Source organism: Paenibacillus sp. NPDC101420 (genome assembly GCF_050277435.1).
Classification (GTDB): domain Bacteria; phylum Bacillota; class Bacilli; order Paenibacillales; family Paenibacillaceae; genus Paenibacillus_AQ.
This window is the reverse complement of sequence record NZ_JBNNSE010000001.1, coordinates 1,320,164-1,337,189: the sequence shown is the minus strand read 5'-3', so window position 1 is coordinate 1,337,189 and position 17,026 is coordinate 1,320,164. Positions and strand designations below refer to the sequence as shown.

The 17,026-nt window shown below is 45.4% G+C and carries 8 protein-coding genes; 5 read left to right on the top strand and 3 right to left on the bottom strand.

From position 1 onward, the window contains the following. Positions 1–83: 83 nt before the first annotated feature. The 5 genes from ACQKMP_RS05970 (at position 84) to ACQKMP_RS05950 (ending at position 7,106) form a co-directional block, all read left to right on the top strand. Positions 84–1,397: a sugar ABC transporter permease gene (locus ACQKMP_RS05970; RefSeq protein ID WP_042125830.1), complete on the top strand. Its 1,314-nt coding sequence runs from the start codon at positions 84–86 to the stop codon at positions 1,395–1,397. Further along, entirely contained in the window at positions 1,394–2,236 is an 843-nt protein-coding gene (locus ACQKMP_RS05965; protein ID WP_042186333.1) for a sugar ABC transporter permease, read from the top strand. Before ACQKMP_RS05970 ends, ACQKMP_RS05965 begins: the two co-directional genes overlap by 4 nt. A 92-nt stretch (positions 2,237–2,328) precedes the next feature. Further along, entirely contained in the window at positions 2,329–4,383 is a 2,055-nt protein-coding gene (locus ACQKMP_RS05960) for a methyl-accepting chemotaxis protein (RefSeq protein WP_427469005.1), read from the top strand. 166 nt (positions 4,384–4,549) lie between these two features. Further along, positions 4,550–5,482, top strand: coding sequence for an AraC family transcriptional regulator (locus ACQKMP_RS05955; protein ID WP_427469004.1), 933 nt, complete (start codon positions 4,550–4,552; stop codon positions 5,480–5,482). 118 nt (positions 5,483–5,600) lie between these two features. After that, positions 5,601–7,106 (top strand): alpha-glucosidase/alpha-galactosidase, encoded by a 1,506-nt coding sequence (locus tag ACQKMP_RS05950; protein WP_042186339.1) that lies wholly within the window; start codon positions 5,601–5,603, stop codon positions 7,104–7,106. Between the two features lie 205 nt (positions 7,107–7,311). Here the strand turns inward: ACQKMP_RS05950 and yhbH are convergent, their stop codons facing one another. The 3 genes from yhbH to ACQKMP_RS05935 form a co-directional block, all read right to left on the bottom strand. Then, positions 7,312–8,475 carry a sporulation protein YhbH gene (yhbH, locus tag ACQKMP_RS05945; RefSeq protein ID WP_042193520.1) on the bottom strand — a complete coding sequence of 388 codons (1,164 nt, stop codon included), beginning with the start codon at positions 8,473–8,475 and terminating at the stop codon, positions 7,312–7,314. Positions 8,476–8,561: 86 nt separating this feature from the next. Next, complete coding sequence (locus ACQKMP_RS05940; RefSeq protein ID WP_339246394.1) at positions 8,562–10,247, bottom strand: hypothetical protein; 1,686 nt, start codon at positions 10,245–10,247, stop codon at positions 8,562–8,564. Then, positions 10,244–16,981, bottom strand: a complete 6,738-nt coding sequence (locus ACQKMP_RS05935; RefSeq protein WP_427469003.1) for a DUF7507 domain-containing protein — start codon at positions 16,979–16,981, stop codon at positions 10,244–10,246. Before ACQKMP_RS05935 ends, ACQKMP_RS05940 begins: the two co-directional genes overlap by 4 nt. Positions 16,982–17,026: the final 45 nt, after the last annotated feature.

The following is a 17,026-nucleotide window of genomic DNA, read 5'->3' as shown; positions in this document are numbered from 1 at the left end:
GCATACAGTGAATCAAGCTGCCCGTCGCATGTTTAGCGGAGGGCAGCTTCTTATTTTCACTCGGAGAGGAGAACGGAAGCGAAATGCAGCGACATCGCACGAGGGCCGCAGTACTGTCGACGATTTTCATGGGATTGGGACAAATATATAACCGCCAATTCATCAAAGGAATCATGTTTTTAGTTGTAGAAGCCGCCGCTGTTTATTATTTTATTCAGAATCTTGCTACTGCTTTATGGGGTTTTGTCACACTAGGAGAGAACCCTAGCCGTTTGGTAAAAGTAAAAGGCATCGCTAAGATGGTAGCTGGGGATCACTCGATTTATATTTTGATTCAAAGCTTGATCACCATTCTAATGCTTATCATCATAATCCTCGCTTGGTATTTGAACATTAAAGATGCTTATAAGACTGGAGAGAAACGCGATAACGGTCTTCAGGCAAACACCTTTAAACAAAGTGTTCGCTATATACTGGATTATAAGTTCGCTCAGACGTTCTTGGTCTTGCCGGGTATTGGTGTTCTATTCTTTACGATCATGCCAATCATCTTCATGATCCTGCTAGCGTTTACGAACTATTCCGCACCTGATCATCTTCCACCCGCTAAATTGGTTGACTGGGTTGGATTTCAGACCTTCCGAAATTTATTAGTTCTCAAAACATGGAGCCACACCTTTTATGGTGTATTAACATGGACGATTATATGGGCAGTTCTTTCAACGATTACTACATATTTCGGAGGACTATTGGTAGCCTTATTGGTGAGCCAAAAAGGTATTCGTTTCAAAGGAATGTGGAGAGTTATTCTGATTGTGCCTTACGCAGTACCTCAGTTAATCTCTTTGCTGCTCATGCGCAATTTATTTAACGGTCAATTCGGTCCGATCAACCAATACCTTGGGTATTTTGGAATGGGCGGATTACCATGGCTGACAGATCCATTCTGGGCTAAGGTTACCGTAATTATTGTTAACATGTGGGTTGGTATTCCAGTCTCGATGTTACTTATCATGGGCGTACTGACTACAATCCCTCGGGATATGTATGAAGCCGCTGAGGTAGATGGAGCATCAGGTTATCAGAAGTTCCGTATTGTTACGCTACCGATGGTATTGTTCTCCACAGCGCCTACTTTAATTACGCAATTCGCAGGTAACATTAATAACTTTAATGCGATCTTCCTATTAACAGGTGGTAGTCCTGTAAATGGTGATTATCAATATGCCGGTTCCACTGACTTGCTAGTAACCTGGCTATACAAATTAACACTTGATCAGAATAAAAACAACATGGCTTCGGCAATAGGGATTATTATCTTTATCATCGTTGCATCATTCTCCCTGTACAATTACCGCCGGACGAAATCATTCAAAGAGGAGGATATGATCCAATGAGCAGAAAGATCGCAAACTTTATTCGCTTAAGTGGTAGTTACATCATCTTGATTGCTTTGTCGATAGCGGCACTCTATCCGGCCCTCTGGATTCTATTTGCTTCCTTCCGACCTGGTAAATCACTGTACAGTAAAACGTTTATCCCTGAGCAATTCACCTTCGATCACTACAGAGAATTGTTCACATCACCGAGCTATATGTTTGGAACTTGGTATGCGAATACATTGAAGATAGCCGTATTCTCCATGCTTATCGGTGTAGTTCTTACCTTGTTAACCAGTTACGCTGTATCCAGATTCCGGTTTAAAGCGCGTAAAACAGCGTTATCGACCGTTTTGATTCTTGGTATGTTCCCTGGTTTTATGAGTATGATTGCCATTTATATGCTCCTTAAGGAGTTTAATTTGCTGGATACACATATTGCCTTGATTATTGTTTATGCGGCTGGGGCGCCGCTCGGGGGAACATTTATCGCCAAAGGCTTCCTCGACACGATTCCTCGTTCTTTGGATGAGGCGGCTCGAATAGACGGGGCGAGTAATTTCGGGATATTTATGCGAGTTATTCTTCCCTTGTCACGCCCTATGATCACTTACATGGCACTGACTCAATTTGTCGGTCCTTGGGTGGATTTCATTTTTGCCAGACTTATTTTGCGGACGAAGGAGAACTGGACCGTAGCAGTCGGAATGTGGGATATGGTTAACTCGAACCAAAACACTAACTTTACTTTGTTCTCTGCCGGTGCTGTTCTGATCTCTATTCCAATTATGATTTTGTTTGTATTCTTGCAACGTCTGCTTGTTGATGGATTGACTGCAGGAGCTAGTAAGGGGTAACAATTTCGCTTCATACTAAAGAATGAACTGGGTACAGCCTTTGTACAGAAATGCAAGGCTGTACCCTTTTTCCATCATAGGGAGTGAACTTAATGAAAAAGCTATGGACCCTACAGTTTAGATCAGTTGGGATAAAATTGTTCGTTATTCTTTTCAGCTCCATAGTGCTCTTATCCTCTGTTCTAGGATTGACTTCATATTTTGCTGCCAAAGATATCATTACAGATGAGGTTGCCGCGGCCTCCTCACAGTCTATAGTTCAAGCAGCGGACAAGCTGGATTTTGTTCTAACCGAATATGAAGCGCTCTCAAGGCAATTTGCACTCGACTCCGCATTAAAAGGTGACTTGGAAAAAATAAATAGTGGAGAACTTACAACGGTAGCCAAAGTCGCTGCAGAAGATCGGATTCGTAGAAAGCTAGACTTAGTTAAAGGATCAGATGAGCGGATGTATGGCGTCAGACTGGTATCTAAGAGCTTGGAAGAAACAGAATCGTATAAATCTGCAGGTGTTAGTGGCCTTCGTAGTGATGAAGGTATTGCTGAAAGACTGAAACAAATTGCAGATGCTAAAGGAGAGCCAGTATGGTTTCCAGTTCGTGAGAAGGGCTTCTTTGATGCTTATACAGAGCCATCTTTAACTATGGGGAGATTGCTTCGGAATCTATTACATCCTGAAGCGGAGTACTACATGCTGATCGAAGTTAAAGGGAAGGCCATGACTGAAATGTTGTCTAATCTTCAGATTGGAATTACTGGTGAGATTCGAATTTTGAACACAGATGGTAACATTGTTTATGGTGTGGATAATGCTAAATTGGGCCAATCCTCTTACATAAAAGTATCAGAAGAGCAAGATATAGAAAAGAAACATTCATTTACAGCAGCCGATGAGAACGGAAGTCCTCAGCTTGTCGTTTATCAACCTTTAACGACTGCAAAGTGGACGCTCATGGGATATGCGCCAGTTAGTGATTTTACGAAGTCAGCGGACAAGCTCCTTTATATTACGTTCTCTGTTGTGCTTGCAGCTGCCGTGATAGCCCTGTTAATTGGTTATGTCCTTGTTCGTTTGGTTGGGCGTCCACTAGGTAAACTGGCAACCTTAATGGAAGAAGGTGAGCGAGGAAACCTTCGTGTACGCACGAATTTTAAGGGTAAGGATGAGATTGGTCGGCTCGGGCATAGCTTTAACAAAATGATGGAGCAAATTTCTCTGCTTGCAAGCCAGAGTGAAATGTCAGCGGACGAAGTGCTTGGTACTTCAGAACAATTAGTCAAAGCGTCAGGTACAACATCACTTCATGCCAGAGAGGTTGCATCTGCTACGGGTGAGATTGCACTTGGAGCAGCAAGCCTTGCTGTCGAAGCAGAAAAAAGCCATGCTAATGTCGAAATCATTGGCAGTAAGATGAGTGAAGTAACTGAACTAAATACAGTAATGGACGCTTCGGCGGAACGAGTTATCGAGGTTAGTGATCAGGGGACAGAGCTGATGAAGCTGCTAGTAGAGCAGAGTGAATCTACGGTGGAGATGTTCAATCGAATACAAGAGAACTCCAATAAGCTAAGAGAGAGTACTCATTTAATTCGTAGTATTCTTAGTCCTATGATTGCCGTAAATAAGCAGACCAATATTTTGGCACTAAATGCCACTATAGAGGCGGTAAGAGCCGGTGCAGCAGGCAGAGGCTTTATAGTGATTGCTGATGAAATCAGACAGCTCGCTAACCAATCGAATGAGTCGATCCAATCGGTCTCCAAGATTACGGAAGAGATTGGTCTACACATTGAGAACACGGTTAAAGATATCAATGAGACCGCTCCAAAGTTCCGTGAGCAGATTTCTTCCGTGCGTGAGTCGTCAACGATTTTTGCGAGTGTTAAAGAGGAAATGGAACACTTCATGGGGCATCTTAGTGAATCCTCTGCTTCTATTCATGAACTGATAGAGTTTCAGCGTCAATTAGGTGAATCCATGGCGAGTGTCAGTTCCATTGTGCAGCAGACGACGGCTTCGACGCAGGAGGTAGCTTCTATGTCTTCACAGCAATTTACTGTAAGTGAGGAGCTAGTTTCCTTATCTCAAAAGCTGGAGAGCTTAGCAGCAGATCTTAAGCAATCTATGGTTTCTTTTCAAGTATGAGAATTAAATCTTATTAGTAAAAACAATAAAACGAGCAACTCTCCTGTGTATTGGAGTTTTGCTCGTTTTTTTCTAATTTAATGACTTCAAGTAGCTCTTCTTGTCTTAGAAGTAGTTTGAGAGATACACTTGAGTTAACATTTTAATAGAAGAAAGGAGTGATCGATTGACGAATTTTCCTCTAAATCTTAGTGGGAGTCTTTTTCAGCAGGCATTAATTGAAAGAGATTATAGTCCTCATTTTTTTGCTTACTATTATAAACAGTGGAACAACTACAGTATGTCTTACCATCAGCATAATTCAACCGAAATCATGTATTTGATCTCAGGAAGCTGTGTTGTGGATGTCCGTTCAAAAACAGGTGAAGAAGAGAGATTTAGGTTAAAGCGGGGAGAACTGATCATCCTCGATGCAAATGTACCGCACAGACTGATTGTCGAGGATGGGACGCCCTGCCGAATGCTGAATGTGGAGTTTGGATTTATGGACTATACAGGGGTTGCTCCATCTATCGGCAAGCTCGCTCAGAAAGAAACGGCGCTTGCTGAATGGTTACAGCTTCCCTTTTCCAGTCTAGTCATGCCTGATCCGGAGGAAATTTATCATGTTCTAAAAGGACTTGTACTAGAGCTTGATCAAAGTGGCGGGAAAGGCGGAAGTATGGTCGACTTATTGTTCTGCGAGCTGCTGCTTCGATTATCTAGCTTGCGACAGGATCAGCTTCATGCCAGTCAACAGCCGTCACAGCTCTATGTGCGGCGCAGTATCGAATTCCTGCATCAGAATTACGACCAGAATATTCAGGTTAAGGATATCGCTGCCACGGTCAATCTGCATCCCGGATATCTGCATCGTATCTTTAAGTCACATACAGGTAGGACACTCAGTGATTATTTGAATATGCTGCGAATGGAGAAAGCGAAAATGCTGCTGGGGCAGAGTGATATTCCGATTGCTGAAATTGCCGATTATGTTGGGATTAGTAGCAGACAATATTTTCATCTCCTCTTCAAAAAATATACTGACAACACGCCCGTAGAATATCGTAATTCCATTGAGCGTCATTCTTGGAGTTATGAAGAGATGGATGTTCAATAGATAAGTTAGGATTTTTGACACCTTCCTTCAAAAGAGGTCATGATATTGGTTACGCTTTCCCTAGCGCCCTTGCTACAATGGACAGGAACAATCAATTCATTACCGGAGGATGATAAGGATGTCATTTAAAGTGTCTTTTATAGGGGCAGGCAGCATTGGATTTACCCGTGGATTGTTGCGGGACTTACTAACCGTGCCGGAATTTAATAATATTGAAGTCTCATTTATGGATATTAATAGCCACAACTTGGAGATGGTTACCGAGCTGTGCCAACGTGATATTAAAGAGAATGGATTAAATATTCAAATCCAGGCAACGACGGATCGAAGAGAAGCCTTGAAGGATGCGAAGTACGTATTTTGTACTATTCGTATGGGTGGACTGGAAGCATTTGCTACAGATGTGGATATTCCATTGAAATACGGAGTCGATCAGTGCGTAGGGGATACCCTTTGTGCAGGAGGCATCATGTATGGTCAGCGCGGGATTGCGGAAATGCTGAATATTTGCCGTGATATTAGGGAAATGGCTGCGCCGGATGTACTCCTACTTAACTATTCGAACCCTATGGCTATGCTGACTTGGGCATGCAACAAATACGGTGGTGTACGGACGATTGGTCTGTGTCATGGGGTGCAGCATGGGCATGGACAAATTGCAGATGTGTATGGGCTGAAGAAGTCGGAAGTCGATATTATTTGTGCGGGTATCAATCACCAGACTTGGTATATTTCGGCGAGTCATAAGGGCAAAGATTTGACCGAAGGTCTTTTAGAAGCTTTTGAGAGTCATCCAGAATTCAGCCGCACAGAAAAAGTTCGGATCGACATGCTGCGACGCTTTGGATATTACAGTACAGAATCCAATGGTCACCTAAGTGAATATGTGCCATGGTATCGTAAACGCAGCGATGAAATTATGGATTGGATCGACCTGGGAAGCTGGATTAACGGTGAGACTGGTGGATATCTACGTGTCTGCACCGAAGGGCGGAATTGGTTCGAAACGGATTTTCCAAATTGGATGAAGGACTCGGCATTGGAGTATACAGTGGAGAATCGCGGAGAAGAACATGGTTCGTTTATTATTGAAGGCTTGGAAACGGGCAGAGTGTATAGAGGTCACTTTAACACTGTGAACAATGGCGTGATCTCTAATTTGCCAGATGATGCGATCATCGAAGCACCAGGGTATGTGGATCGGAACGGTATATCGATGCCGCTTGTGGGTGAATTGCCTTTAGGAGCAGCCGCAGTGTGCAACGTTAGTATCTCGGTGCAACGTTTAGCCGTCGAAGCTGCTGTGCACGGCGATGACAAGCTGCTACGTCAAGCATTTATGATGGATCCGTTGGTAGGCGCCGTATGTAACCCGAAAGAAATCTGGCAGATGGTCGATGAGATGCTCGTAGCTGGGGCGCAGTGGCTGCCACAATATAGCGAGGCCATTGCAAAAGCGAAGGAACGCTTAGCTTCAGGAGATCTTATTCCAACGAATGCCAACAATGAAGGCGCAGCCCGCCTGAAGGTAAAGACTGTGGACGAGATGATGGAGGACCGGGAAGCAGCGAATAGAAATGCGGGTGAATCTGATAAAGGCAAGGATAGAGAGAAGGTACAATAGGCAGTAGAGTTTAAAGCTCACTTGGAATATGACTCTTGCCATCTATTTTCTAAGAGGTAATTAAAGTATTGTGGAACGGTTTAGGACAGTTGAATAGATTTCAATAAAAAAACCTCCCCTACCAAGCTCTGGCATGGAGGTTTTTTTATATGGGTAGGACAATAGAACAGGTAGTCTAGCTGTGGGCTATAATCAAACGTAGGAATTATGAATTAACAGTGCCCTTTTGACTGAAGAAGGTCTTTAGCGCCTGGTACACTTCTTTTTTGTCTTTAATCACATAATGCATGAATTGCTCGTGCTTCAGATGACGATAAGCGGACATTAGTGTGCTGCTGCGGTTGTACTGATTCACTTCCCCGTAACCAAACATATTGCTTCGTTTTAACAGTTCTCCAATTAGCTTTACACAGCGTTCGTTGTCGGAGGTGAGGTTATCGCCATCAGAGAAGTGAAACGGATAAATGTTGTACTGCGCTGGCGGGTATCGGCTGTCGATAATCTCAATCGCTTTTTGATAGGCTGAGGAACAGATGGTTCCTCCACTCTCTCCGCGAGTGAAGAAATCATGCTCGCTGACCTCTTTAGCCTCCGTATGGTGGGCGAGAAAGACAATCTCCACCTTCTCATACTGGCGGCGTAGAAAGCGGGTCATCCAGAAGAAGAAGCTGCGGGCGCAGTATTTTTCAAAAGATCCCATCGAACCTGACGTATCCATCATCGCAATAATGACCGCATTGGAGTGAGGCGTTCGAATGTCATCCCATGTTTTGTAGCGCAGATCATCAGGACTTATACTGTGAATGCCGGGATTACCTCTGCTTGCATTACGCCGAAGGTTCTCCAGCAGGGTACGTTTCTTATCGATGTTGGACATCATGCCTTTTTTACGAATATCGTTGAAGATGATGGATTTAACCTCGATCTCTTCCTTATTCTTGGGCTTCAGATGTGGCAACTCCATATCCTGAAACAAGATGTCCTCCAGATCCTCCAGATTGACCTCTGCTTCCACGGTGTCCTGACCGGGTTGATCGCCTGCTTTTTCCCCTTTGCCGGGCTGTGCCGACTGTGAATCCCGCCCAAGTACATCACCGACCTGACTTTCCCCGTCGCCCTGTCCTACATGCTTTTGCTTACGAAAGTTATAGATAATTCGATATTCATCCAGACTGCGAATCGGAACCTTTACAATCTGCTTACCGCCTGACAAAATAATATTTTCTTCGGTCACGAGATCCGGCAAATTATCCTTGATAGCTTCTCTGACCTTTTGCTGATGACGTTCCTGATCCTGATGGCCTTTGCGATGAAGGGACCAGTCTTCTTTTGAGACTACAAAGGAAAAGGGACCAGATGATTGCGACAGGATGACCACCTCCCATGGAATATAAATATTTATGTTTTGGGGTTGTAACTAAAGTATATTCATGGGGATGGGGGATATGTGATTTCTTATTCACTGATCTCTTCCACGGTCAATATATAACTGTTCGACTGGCTCTCGCCAGTGTATTCACGTCCATCCAGATTGAAGAAGTATGGAGCGGTTACTAAGCCTTTAAGAAAACGACCCAGTACATGTTCACTAACCCTGACAAAATAATGGATGTTTACAGTGGCAGCAGCTTTGACTGTCCCTAGCGACAAGATACCGTTAAATGAAGATTGTGGATTTGGAATCCCATCAATCACAATGCTGCTAGGATCAATAAGACATTCCTCCGGTGTGAGCCGATCAAGGGATACTTCTGCTGGCCAATTCCCACTATTCGTTAGGGAGATCCAGCATTGGACATGTTCTCCTTCTTCTACAAGGGTAGGCTTTGCATGAGTTTCGAGAGAAATGATAGGCAGGACTATTAAGGTAGTAACGATATTGGAACGAGAGGTTTGTCTTACTGTCCGTCCGTCCGGGAGCACAAAAGTATACTGAACACTGCCATGATTTTGGACAGCTGCGTGGGCATGAATGTTTATGGCTGCAGGAATGCTCACTTGAAAGACCACGACCGCTGAAGTTCCGCCTCTTAATGTGCCTAGCTGAATGCCATCAGCAGGACGGGCACCTTTTTGCATCACTCCGTTTAAGAGAACACTATCCCATACGAAAAGAGTGCCCGAAGGGATAGCATCGGTCAGAACCGCATTTACGGCCAAGTTCCCGCTGTTGGTTACCGTTAGTTCATATCTTAGGTTGTCACCCGGAGCTGCTGTAACATGATCTACTCTCTTGCTGATGGTGACGCCTGCCAAAACAAGTGAGATAACGACGGTGTTACTCTCGGTTGTATTGGGATCGTCGTCGACGGTATAAGTGACAGCTGCACGGTTAGTCAGGTCCAAGGATGAAGGGATCTCTGTAACTCGAACGCGAAAGGTAATATCAATGCTTAGGTCTTTATCAAGTTGACCAATTAATATTCCTTGCGTAGGCTCTGATTCTGGATAATAGACGCCACCTGCAATGACACTCCCTGGAATGAACACAGATCCGTTAGGAATAGAAATCGTTGCGATGATTTGGTTTAATAGGCTGTTACCTTCGTTCGTAAGCCGTAATGTATAGGTAATTACATCACCTATAAAAGAGGTCGGAGTGCTTGCAGACAACAAGGTAGAGAGCTGGTAGGAGCGTAAAGAAACTAGTACGGAATTAGAATATAAATCTCCGTTAACGATTCTTCCCTCGGGTGTGGCAAAAGAAAAACGGCCCAGTGCTTTATTTTGCAGCACTAGTGAAGAGGGAAGTGAAATGATAACCACTTGAAAGGCGATGGTTACTTGACTCTGCGGAGCAATAGAACCTAGCGGTATGCCCGAAGACGGTGTAGCCCCTGGGAGAGGCACACCGTCTCTAAGCACGCTGTTGGAAATAAAGGATACACCCTCTGGAAGAATGTCATACACCGTTAGCAAAGCATCTGTGTTTCCATTATTAGAAGCTTTAATGGTATACACCAGAGTGTCACCTAAAGAGGCATGGAGTTTGTCTGTACTCTTCAGCAATGAAAGCACGGGGCCCACGACCGGGGTGTTAACGGTATTGGAATAGACAATGCCGTCAACACCCGCTGCCGAGTTGAAGAGTACCATAGATTGATTGGTTACGACAGGTTGGGTACGTGAGCCGGGAATCATAACGCTACTACCTGAACCTGGAAGGTGATGGTTGAGGAAGCGCCAGCAGCAATCGTTCCGATGGCAATGCCGGAAGCCGGGCTGCCATTAGGTCGTGGGGTTCCGTCTACAGTGATGCTGCCTGTTACAAACTGACTGCCTGCTGGGATAGGGTCAACCATGATAACGTTATTGACTGCTGAAATCCCTAAGTTGGTAACAACAATCGTATAGGTGATGATATCGCCGACAACTGCATCTATAGAGGTAGTGCTCTTAACGACACTCACATCCGGAGAAGAGACAGGGATGATTAGGACGTTTGAAAGTGAAGTTCCGGTGAGCAGACGACCATCTGGTGGTGTGAATGAGAAAGTTGCTGAAGCCTGATTGACTAACTGCTGCGGTGACGGGAGGGAGGCTACAGTAACTTGCAGGGTTATGGTCACTGTTATCGTGCTTCCCGGAGCAACTGCTCCAATATTTAATCCAGCGGACGGATCAGAGCCCGGTTGTGGCACTCCATTTACGAGCACGCTATTTGGAACAAAGATGGCTCCGCTAGGAATTGTGTCGGTTACGACTACATTTGCTATGAGATTACCGGTATTCGTAACATTCAGGAAGTAAGTAATCGTATCTCCGACAGTTGCGGCGGTTCTGTCTGCGCTTTTGACTACAACGATGATAGGCTGATACACCGGAATAACAAGTGTATTAGAGAATGAGGATCCCGAGAATGCTCCAGATGTGAAGCTGACGGAAGCTTGATCGGTGAGCGTGGCAGGATTAGGCAGTACATTGACGATAGTGTTGAACGAAATATTGACCGAAACGCCCGGTGCAATTGTGCCGAGCGAGATGCCATTCGCTGGATTGGCATTAGGACGTGGAGTGCCATCAACGATCACACTGCCAGCAACAAACGAAGAACCTGCTGGTATTGGATCACTGATGTTTACGTTGCTGATATTGGCGATTCCGCTATTGGTAACTGTAAGGTTGTAGGTAATTGTATCGCCAACAACGGCATCTGTTGCTGGTGATGACTTAGTTACGATCACATTCGGTGAGGATACCGAAATCGTTGTCGAATTGGAATTGATCGAACTGTTAAACGTCCGCCCATCAGGCAAGGTGTAAGCAAATGCTACCGATGCTTGGTTAATTAGTTGCTGGCTTGCTGGCAGTGTTGAAATGAGTACTGAGAACATAACAGATAGTGTTGCACCTGCGGATATAACACCGAGTGGAATGCCAGCCGCTGGATCTGCTCCCGGAGCTGGGGCACCTTGAATGAGCACACTGTTTGGCACAAATGTTGTTCCAGATGGGATAGTATCACTCAGAGTAGCCAAAGCCCCGTAATTCCCTGAATTGGTTACATTAATCGTGTAGGTAATCGTATCTCCGACGGTCGCTTGAATTGAATTCGAGCTTTTTGCTGCGGCTAGAATCGGTAAGTAAATAGGCGTTGATACAATATTAGAGAAGGCAACATTCGAGAGAACTCCAGAGGTGAAGCTCACCGTTGACTGGTTATTTAGGAGGCCTGAAGGTGGCAATGAGACTGTATTCACTGTGAATGCCACAGTTACAGTTACACCTGGTGCAATACTGCCCAAGGTTACCCCGGTGGAAGGGCTACCCCCTGGACGAGGCACACCATCTACTAATACACTGCCAGATACAAATGTGGTACCCGCAGGAAGTGCGTCTGTGAAGACTGCGTTATTTACCGTTTCGATTCCGTTATTGGTAATTGTAACTGAATAGGTGATCGTGTCTCCAACTGTAGTTGATGTGGTAGGCGTAGATTTTACTACAGCCAGATTTGGTGAAGAGACAGGGATAGTAATTGTATTGGATAGGACGGAACCGCCAAGTGTGCGGCCGTCAGGCAAAGTGAAGCTATACGCTACGGTACCCTGATTGACCAACTGCTGAGGATTGGGCAGTGAGGTGATATCAACAGTGAATATTACTGCAGTAGTAGCACCGGGTGCAATAACTCCAGCTGGAATCCCCGTAGATGGATCTGCTTGCGCTAAGGGCAGTCCATTAATGAGCACACTATTCGGAACGAAGGTGGTACCCGCAGGAATATTGTCCGTAATGATTAAGTTTGCCGGATAGTTTCCTGTGTTACTCACGGTCAGGGTATAGCTGACAGCGTCACCTGTTGTAGCGTTATTCGTACTTGCTGTTTTGACGACCGAGATGTTCGGCTGGTACACAGGGATGGTAACGGTATTGGAGAAAGTCGAACCGGAAAAAACACCTGATGTAAAGGTTACGGATGCCTTATTGATAAGTGTAGCAGTAGGAGGAACAGAGGTCACGGTAACACTGTAAGCAACCAGAGCTGAAGCTCCAGGCGCTAAGGTACCGATTGATATCCCCGAAGAAGGATTTAGGTTTGGGAAAGGTACTCCGTTCACGGATACGCTACCCGTTACAAAAGCAGCACCTGCTGGTGTTGGATCATTAAGGATTATGCTATTGACAGCTTCTATACCGTTATTTGAAATATTTACGTTATAAGTGACCGTATCTCCGATCGCTACGGAAGTTGAGGTGGAGCTTTTGGCTACCACGATATTAGGAGCTGAGACCTGTAGTGTGACGGTATTAGATACAGCAGTTCCGCTTAAGGGTCTACCGTCAGGAGGAGTAAAGGTGAAGCTTGCAGAAGCCTGATTGCTGATTTGTTGTGGTGATGGCAAGGAAACGATATTAACAGAGAAGCTAACAGGGACACTGGTACCCGGCGCGACATTTCCTACAGCTATGCCGGTATTGGGTGCTGCACCTGGTTGCGGCATGCCTCCTACAATAACACTGTTAGGATTGAATACAGTTCCAGTAGGAATGTTGTCGGTTAAGGTTACATTTGCAGCAAGATTACCTGCATTACTTACAACCACTGTGTAGATGACGGTATCACCTACAACAAGAGCATCGGCATCACCATCTCCATCGACGGCACTTTTTAATAAGGAGATCTGTGGCTGAATGACTGGTGTGCTAGTAATGTTGGATGAAGAAGAACCGGAGAATACACCGGATGTAAAACTGACGGATGACTGATTATTAATTTGTGATGGTATCGGCATCGTTATCCTCACCTCGAATGTTACGGTAGCTGTGGCGCCTGGACCCAGACTACCGATTGGAATGCCGGCGGACGGAACTGCTAGCGGCTGAGTAATGCCGCCTACAATTACGGTTCCGGGAATAAAAGCTACATTCTCAGGCAGAGGATCGCTGAGAATGATGTTGCTTACAGTAGCTATGCTGTTGTTCGTCAATACTGAGGTGAATGTAAGGATATCGCCCGTAACGGCAGTAGCTGCATTCACACTTTTTACGACACTGACATTAGGTGCGGATACAGGGACAGAGAGCGTATTTGATACTACATTTCCTCCGAGTTGACGCCCGTCCGGGAGGGTGAAGCTATATGTTGCCGAAGCGGAGTTCAGTAACATCTGTGAAGGAGGTAACGCTGTTATCGTGACCAGAAAGCTCACAGATACGCTGTCACCTGGTGCCAATGGGCCTACAGGGATTCCGGTTACTGGATTATATCCGGGTAAAGGTGTTCCCCCGATAATTACGCTGTTCGCGTTAAATAAAGCTTGGGGTGGAAGATTATCAGTTAATAGTAGAGTGGTTGCAATATTCCCGGTATTGCTGATGAGAATCGAGAAAGACAAAGATCCTCCTACGGATGCCTGAGCGGTATTCGCGCTTTTGACCATACTAATAATAGGTTGATACACAGGGGTTACTACCGTGTTCGAAAGTGAAGAACCAGTGAAGGCACCGGATGAGAAAGACGCACTAGCTCTGTTTGTAAATTGTGATGGATTTGGTAAAGAAGAAACATTCACTCTAAAAGAGACTGTAATAGAGCTGCCAGCCGCAATACTACCGATAGATATTCCTGTACCTGGATTTGCGGCTGGTACCGATGAACCGCCAACAATAACGCTGCCTGCTACAAAAGTGCCTCCCGTAGGAATGGGGTCAGAGACGACAACGTTATTCACAGCTACGCTGCTTGTGTTGGACACTTGGACTGTGTAAGTCAGATTCTCGCCGACTGTGACATCAGCAAGGCTTGCGGATTTGGTTAGCGTAATATTTGGAGCGGAGACTGGGATGCTAACGGTGTTTGATTGGCTAGTTCCGGATAAGGATCTACCGCTTGGTAGTTGGTAGGTGTAGCTGCTGCTGCCTTGATTGTTCAGAACAGGTGGTGAAGGCAAAGATTGCACAGAGACAAGAAATGTTACGGGCACAACCGTTCCTATGGCTACTGTACCTAGATTAATACCCGTAAGTGGAGAGTCTGTGGGTCGTGTGACTCCATTGACGGTTACGCTACCCGATACAAAGGCTGCGCCTGAGGGAATATTGTCGGTTAAGGTTACGGTTGCCCCAATGTTTCCAGAGTTCTGAACATTTAATGTATAAAGAATATTACCGCCTACGGTTGCACTAGCGGTGTTAGAGCTTTTGACAATTTGAATGATGGGTTGGTATACCGGGGTCGTAGTCGTGTTGGAAAGCGAAATGCCAGTAAAGACCCCTGAACTGTAGGATGCCGTAGACTTGTTTAATAGCTGTGCTGGACTAGGTAAAGAGGTAACACTGACTTGAAAGGTGACGGCAACTGAACTTCCCGCAGCGATTGAACCCACAGTAATCCCTGTTCCTGGATTTGCAGAGGGTTGTGACGTCCCCGCAACGGTAACACTTCCCGTAACCAGCGAAGTCCCTGCGGGAATGGTGTCTGTAAGGGTGACGTTAGTAACTGCTTCGATTCCGTTGTTGGTGATTACAGAAGTATATAGGAGTGTATCGCCGACGGCGACATCGGCAAAACCTGCACTTTTAACCACGGCAACATTTGGGAGTCTAACGGGAATAGACAATGTATTGGACGAGGCTGATCCAGCAATAATTCGTCCATCTGGAACCTGAAAGGTATAAGCGGCGCTTGCTTGATCGACCAGTTGTGGAGGGGACGGAAGACTGTTCACTAATACACGGAATTGAACGGTAGAACTACCTCCAGCAGCTATCGTTCCAATAGCAATACCTGTAGCAGGATTTCCAGCGACTGGTGTTCCATTGACGGTGAAACTTCCTGCAACATAAGAGCTTCCTGTAGGAATGTTATCCGTAAGTGTCGTTAGCGCACCGATGTTTCCGGTGTTGGTGATTTGAAGCGTATATGTGATTTGATTTCCGACGGTCGCATTTGCAGTGTTGGCTGATTTTACAATGTTAAGAACGGGTGAGTATACGGGTAAAGTTACAGTATTGGATGGAATGACCCCGGTCATGATAGGGCCTCCTGCTACACTTTGAAACGTAAAGGCAGCATTTGCGGTATTCGCGATATTTTGCGGACTTGGTGGTAATGAAGTAACTTTGGCTTGATATGTAACCGTTATTGAAGTACCCAAAGCTAATGAACCTAGAGAGATTCCTGCTGTAATATCAAAGGTTGGTCTTGCGACGCCGGCCACTACAACGCTTCCGGTAACAAAGGTTGATCCTGCTGGCAGCGCATCTGATAAAACGACGCTAGCTGCACTCGCTGTACCAGTATTATTGATAATTACAGTGTAAGTTACCGTATCCCCGACTATTGGCCCGGACACATTGGCACTTTTAGTAAGGTTTATTTTGGGTGCATTTATATCTACTTGTATGGCATTTCCATTAAGCACATAAGCGTCACCAGAGGTAGTTAATTGTAAAATCGCTGAAGACTGATTATTTACAAGTCTGGCTGACACGTCAACATTAGTAATGTCCCAGCCTTGTCGGCCACCGATAATGTTGGTGCCTGGATTTCCGTTTGTTTGATTGCGATTTCCGAATGTTCCAGTGGTATCCAGTACACCTAGATCGTTGTTAATCTGTGAAGCGAAGAAGTTGTTGGCAAAGTTATTGGGTCCTGATAAAGCTACAAGCGTAGCTGATGTAGGCCCGAACAATGCCTGGTCTCCCGAACGATTCGCATCACCCTCCTGTGCGCTAAATAGTGCCCTGCCTCCAAGTGCACCTGTAATTGGAGTTGCAAAGCCTGTTATTGTAGTAGAGACTGGTGCAGAAGTTGCCTGTACAAGTATTGCACCTGCCCGTAAGGACATATTACGGAAGGGCAAGGATGTATTTTGATAGATTACACCAAGTGTCCAGCCCGCATGATTAGCTGTGGAATCACTAGGAATAACGATCGTACCAACTACACCGCCAGTGGTGTAGGTCCCAGCGCCGCCTTGTGAAATAATGCTGGTGACATTGGCAGAACGGACATATGCGGAAGCACCACCTCCCAAATCAACAGTATTACTAGTAGCTGCATCGGGAGTTATGCTGAACGTACTTCCGGTAGGCGTAATTAAAGAGACTGGGTTGTTTATGGCCGCACTGAGATTCACAGTTCCGTTAATATAAGTACCGCCCCATATCAGCTCTGCATATAGCACAGTGCTGCCTGATGGCAAGACCAGTATAGCGGATGAACTGTTGCTCGTATAAAGACTTGTTGTTCCATTAGGATAGGTGCCAAAAATAGATGTAGTGTTAACAGTGGTGAAACCGCCGATGCTGTCTAGTGTCCCTGGCACTCCGACCGTATCGGAGCGACTAAGTCCAAGTGTGTTGCCTGTAAATGTGATAGCACCGGTCGCATTGATCGTTGCCCGTACGACTAGTGGAATGATTCTCACCTCCTTCGAGGTCAATTTGCTTTTAAAAAAGTGAACCGTCCCATA

What these genes read in the sequence shown, in the direction of transcription:
- ACQKMP_RS05970 (WP_042125830.1), top strand. Translation starts at nt 84, where the DNA reads ATGCAGCGACATCGCACGAGGGCCGCAGTACTGTCGACGATTTTCATG.
- ACQKMP_RS05965 (WP_042186333.1), top strand. Translation starts at nt 1,394, where the DNA reads ATGAGCAGAAAGATCGCAAACTTTATTCGCTTAAGTGGTAGTTACATC.
- ACQKMP_RS05960 (WP_427469005.1), top strand. Translation starts at nt 2,329, where the DNA reads ATGAAAAAGCTATGGACCCTACAGTTTAGATCAGTTGGGATAAAATTG.
- ACQKMP_RS05950 (WP_042186339.1), top strand. Translation starts at nt 5,601, where the DNA reads ATGTCATTTAAAGTGTCTTTTATAGGGGCAGGCAGCATTGGATTTACC.
- ACQKMP_RS05940 (WP_339246394.1), bottom strand. Translation starts at nt 10,247, where the DNA reads ATGATTCCCGGCTCACGTACCCAACCTGTCGTAACCAATCAATCTATG.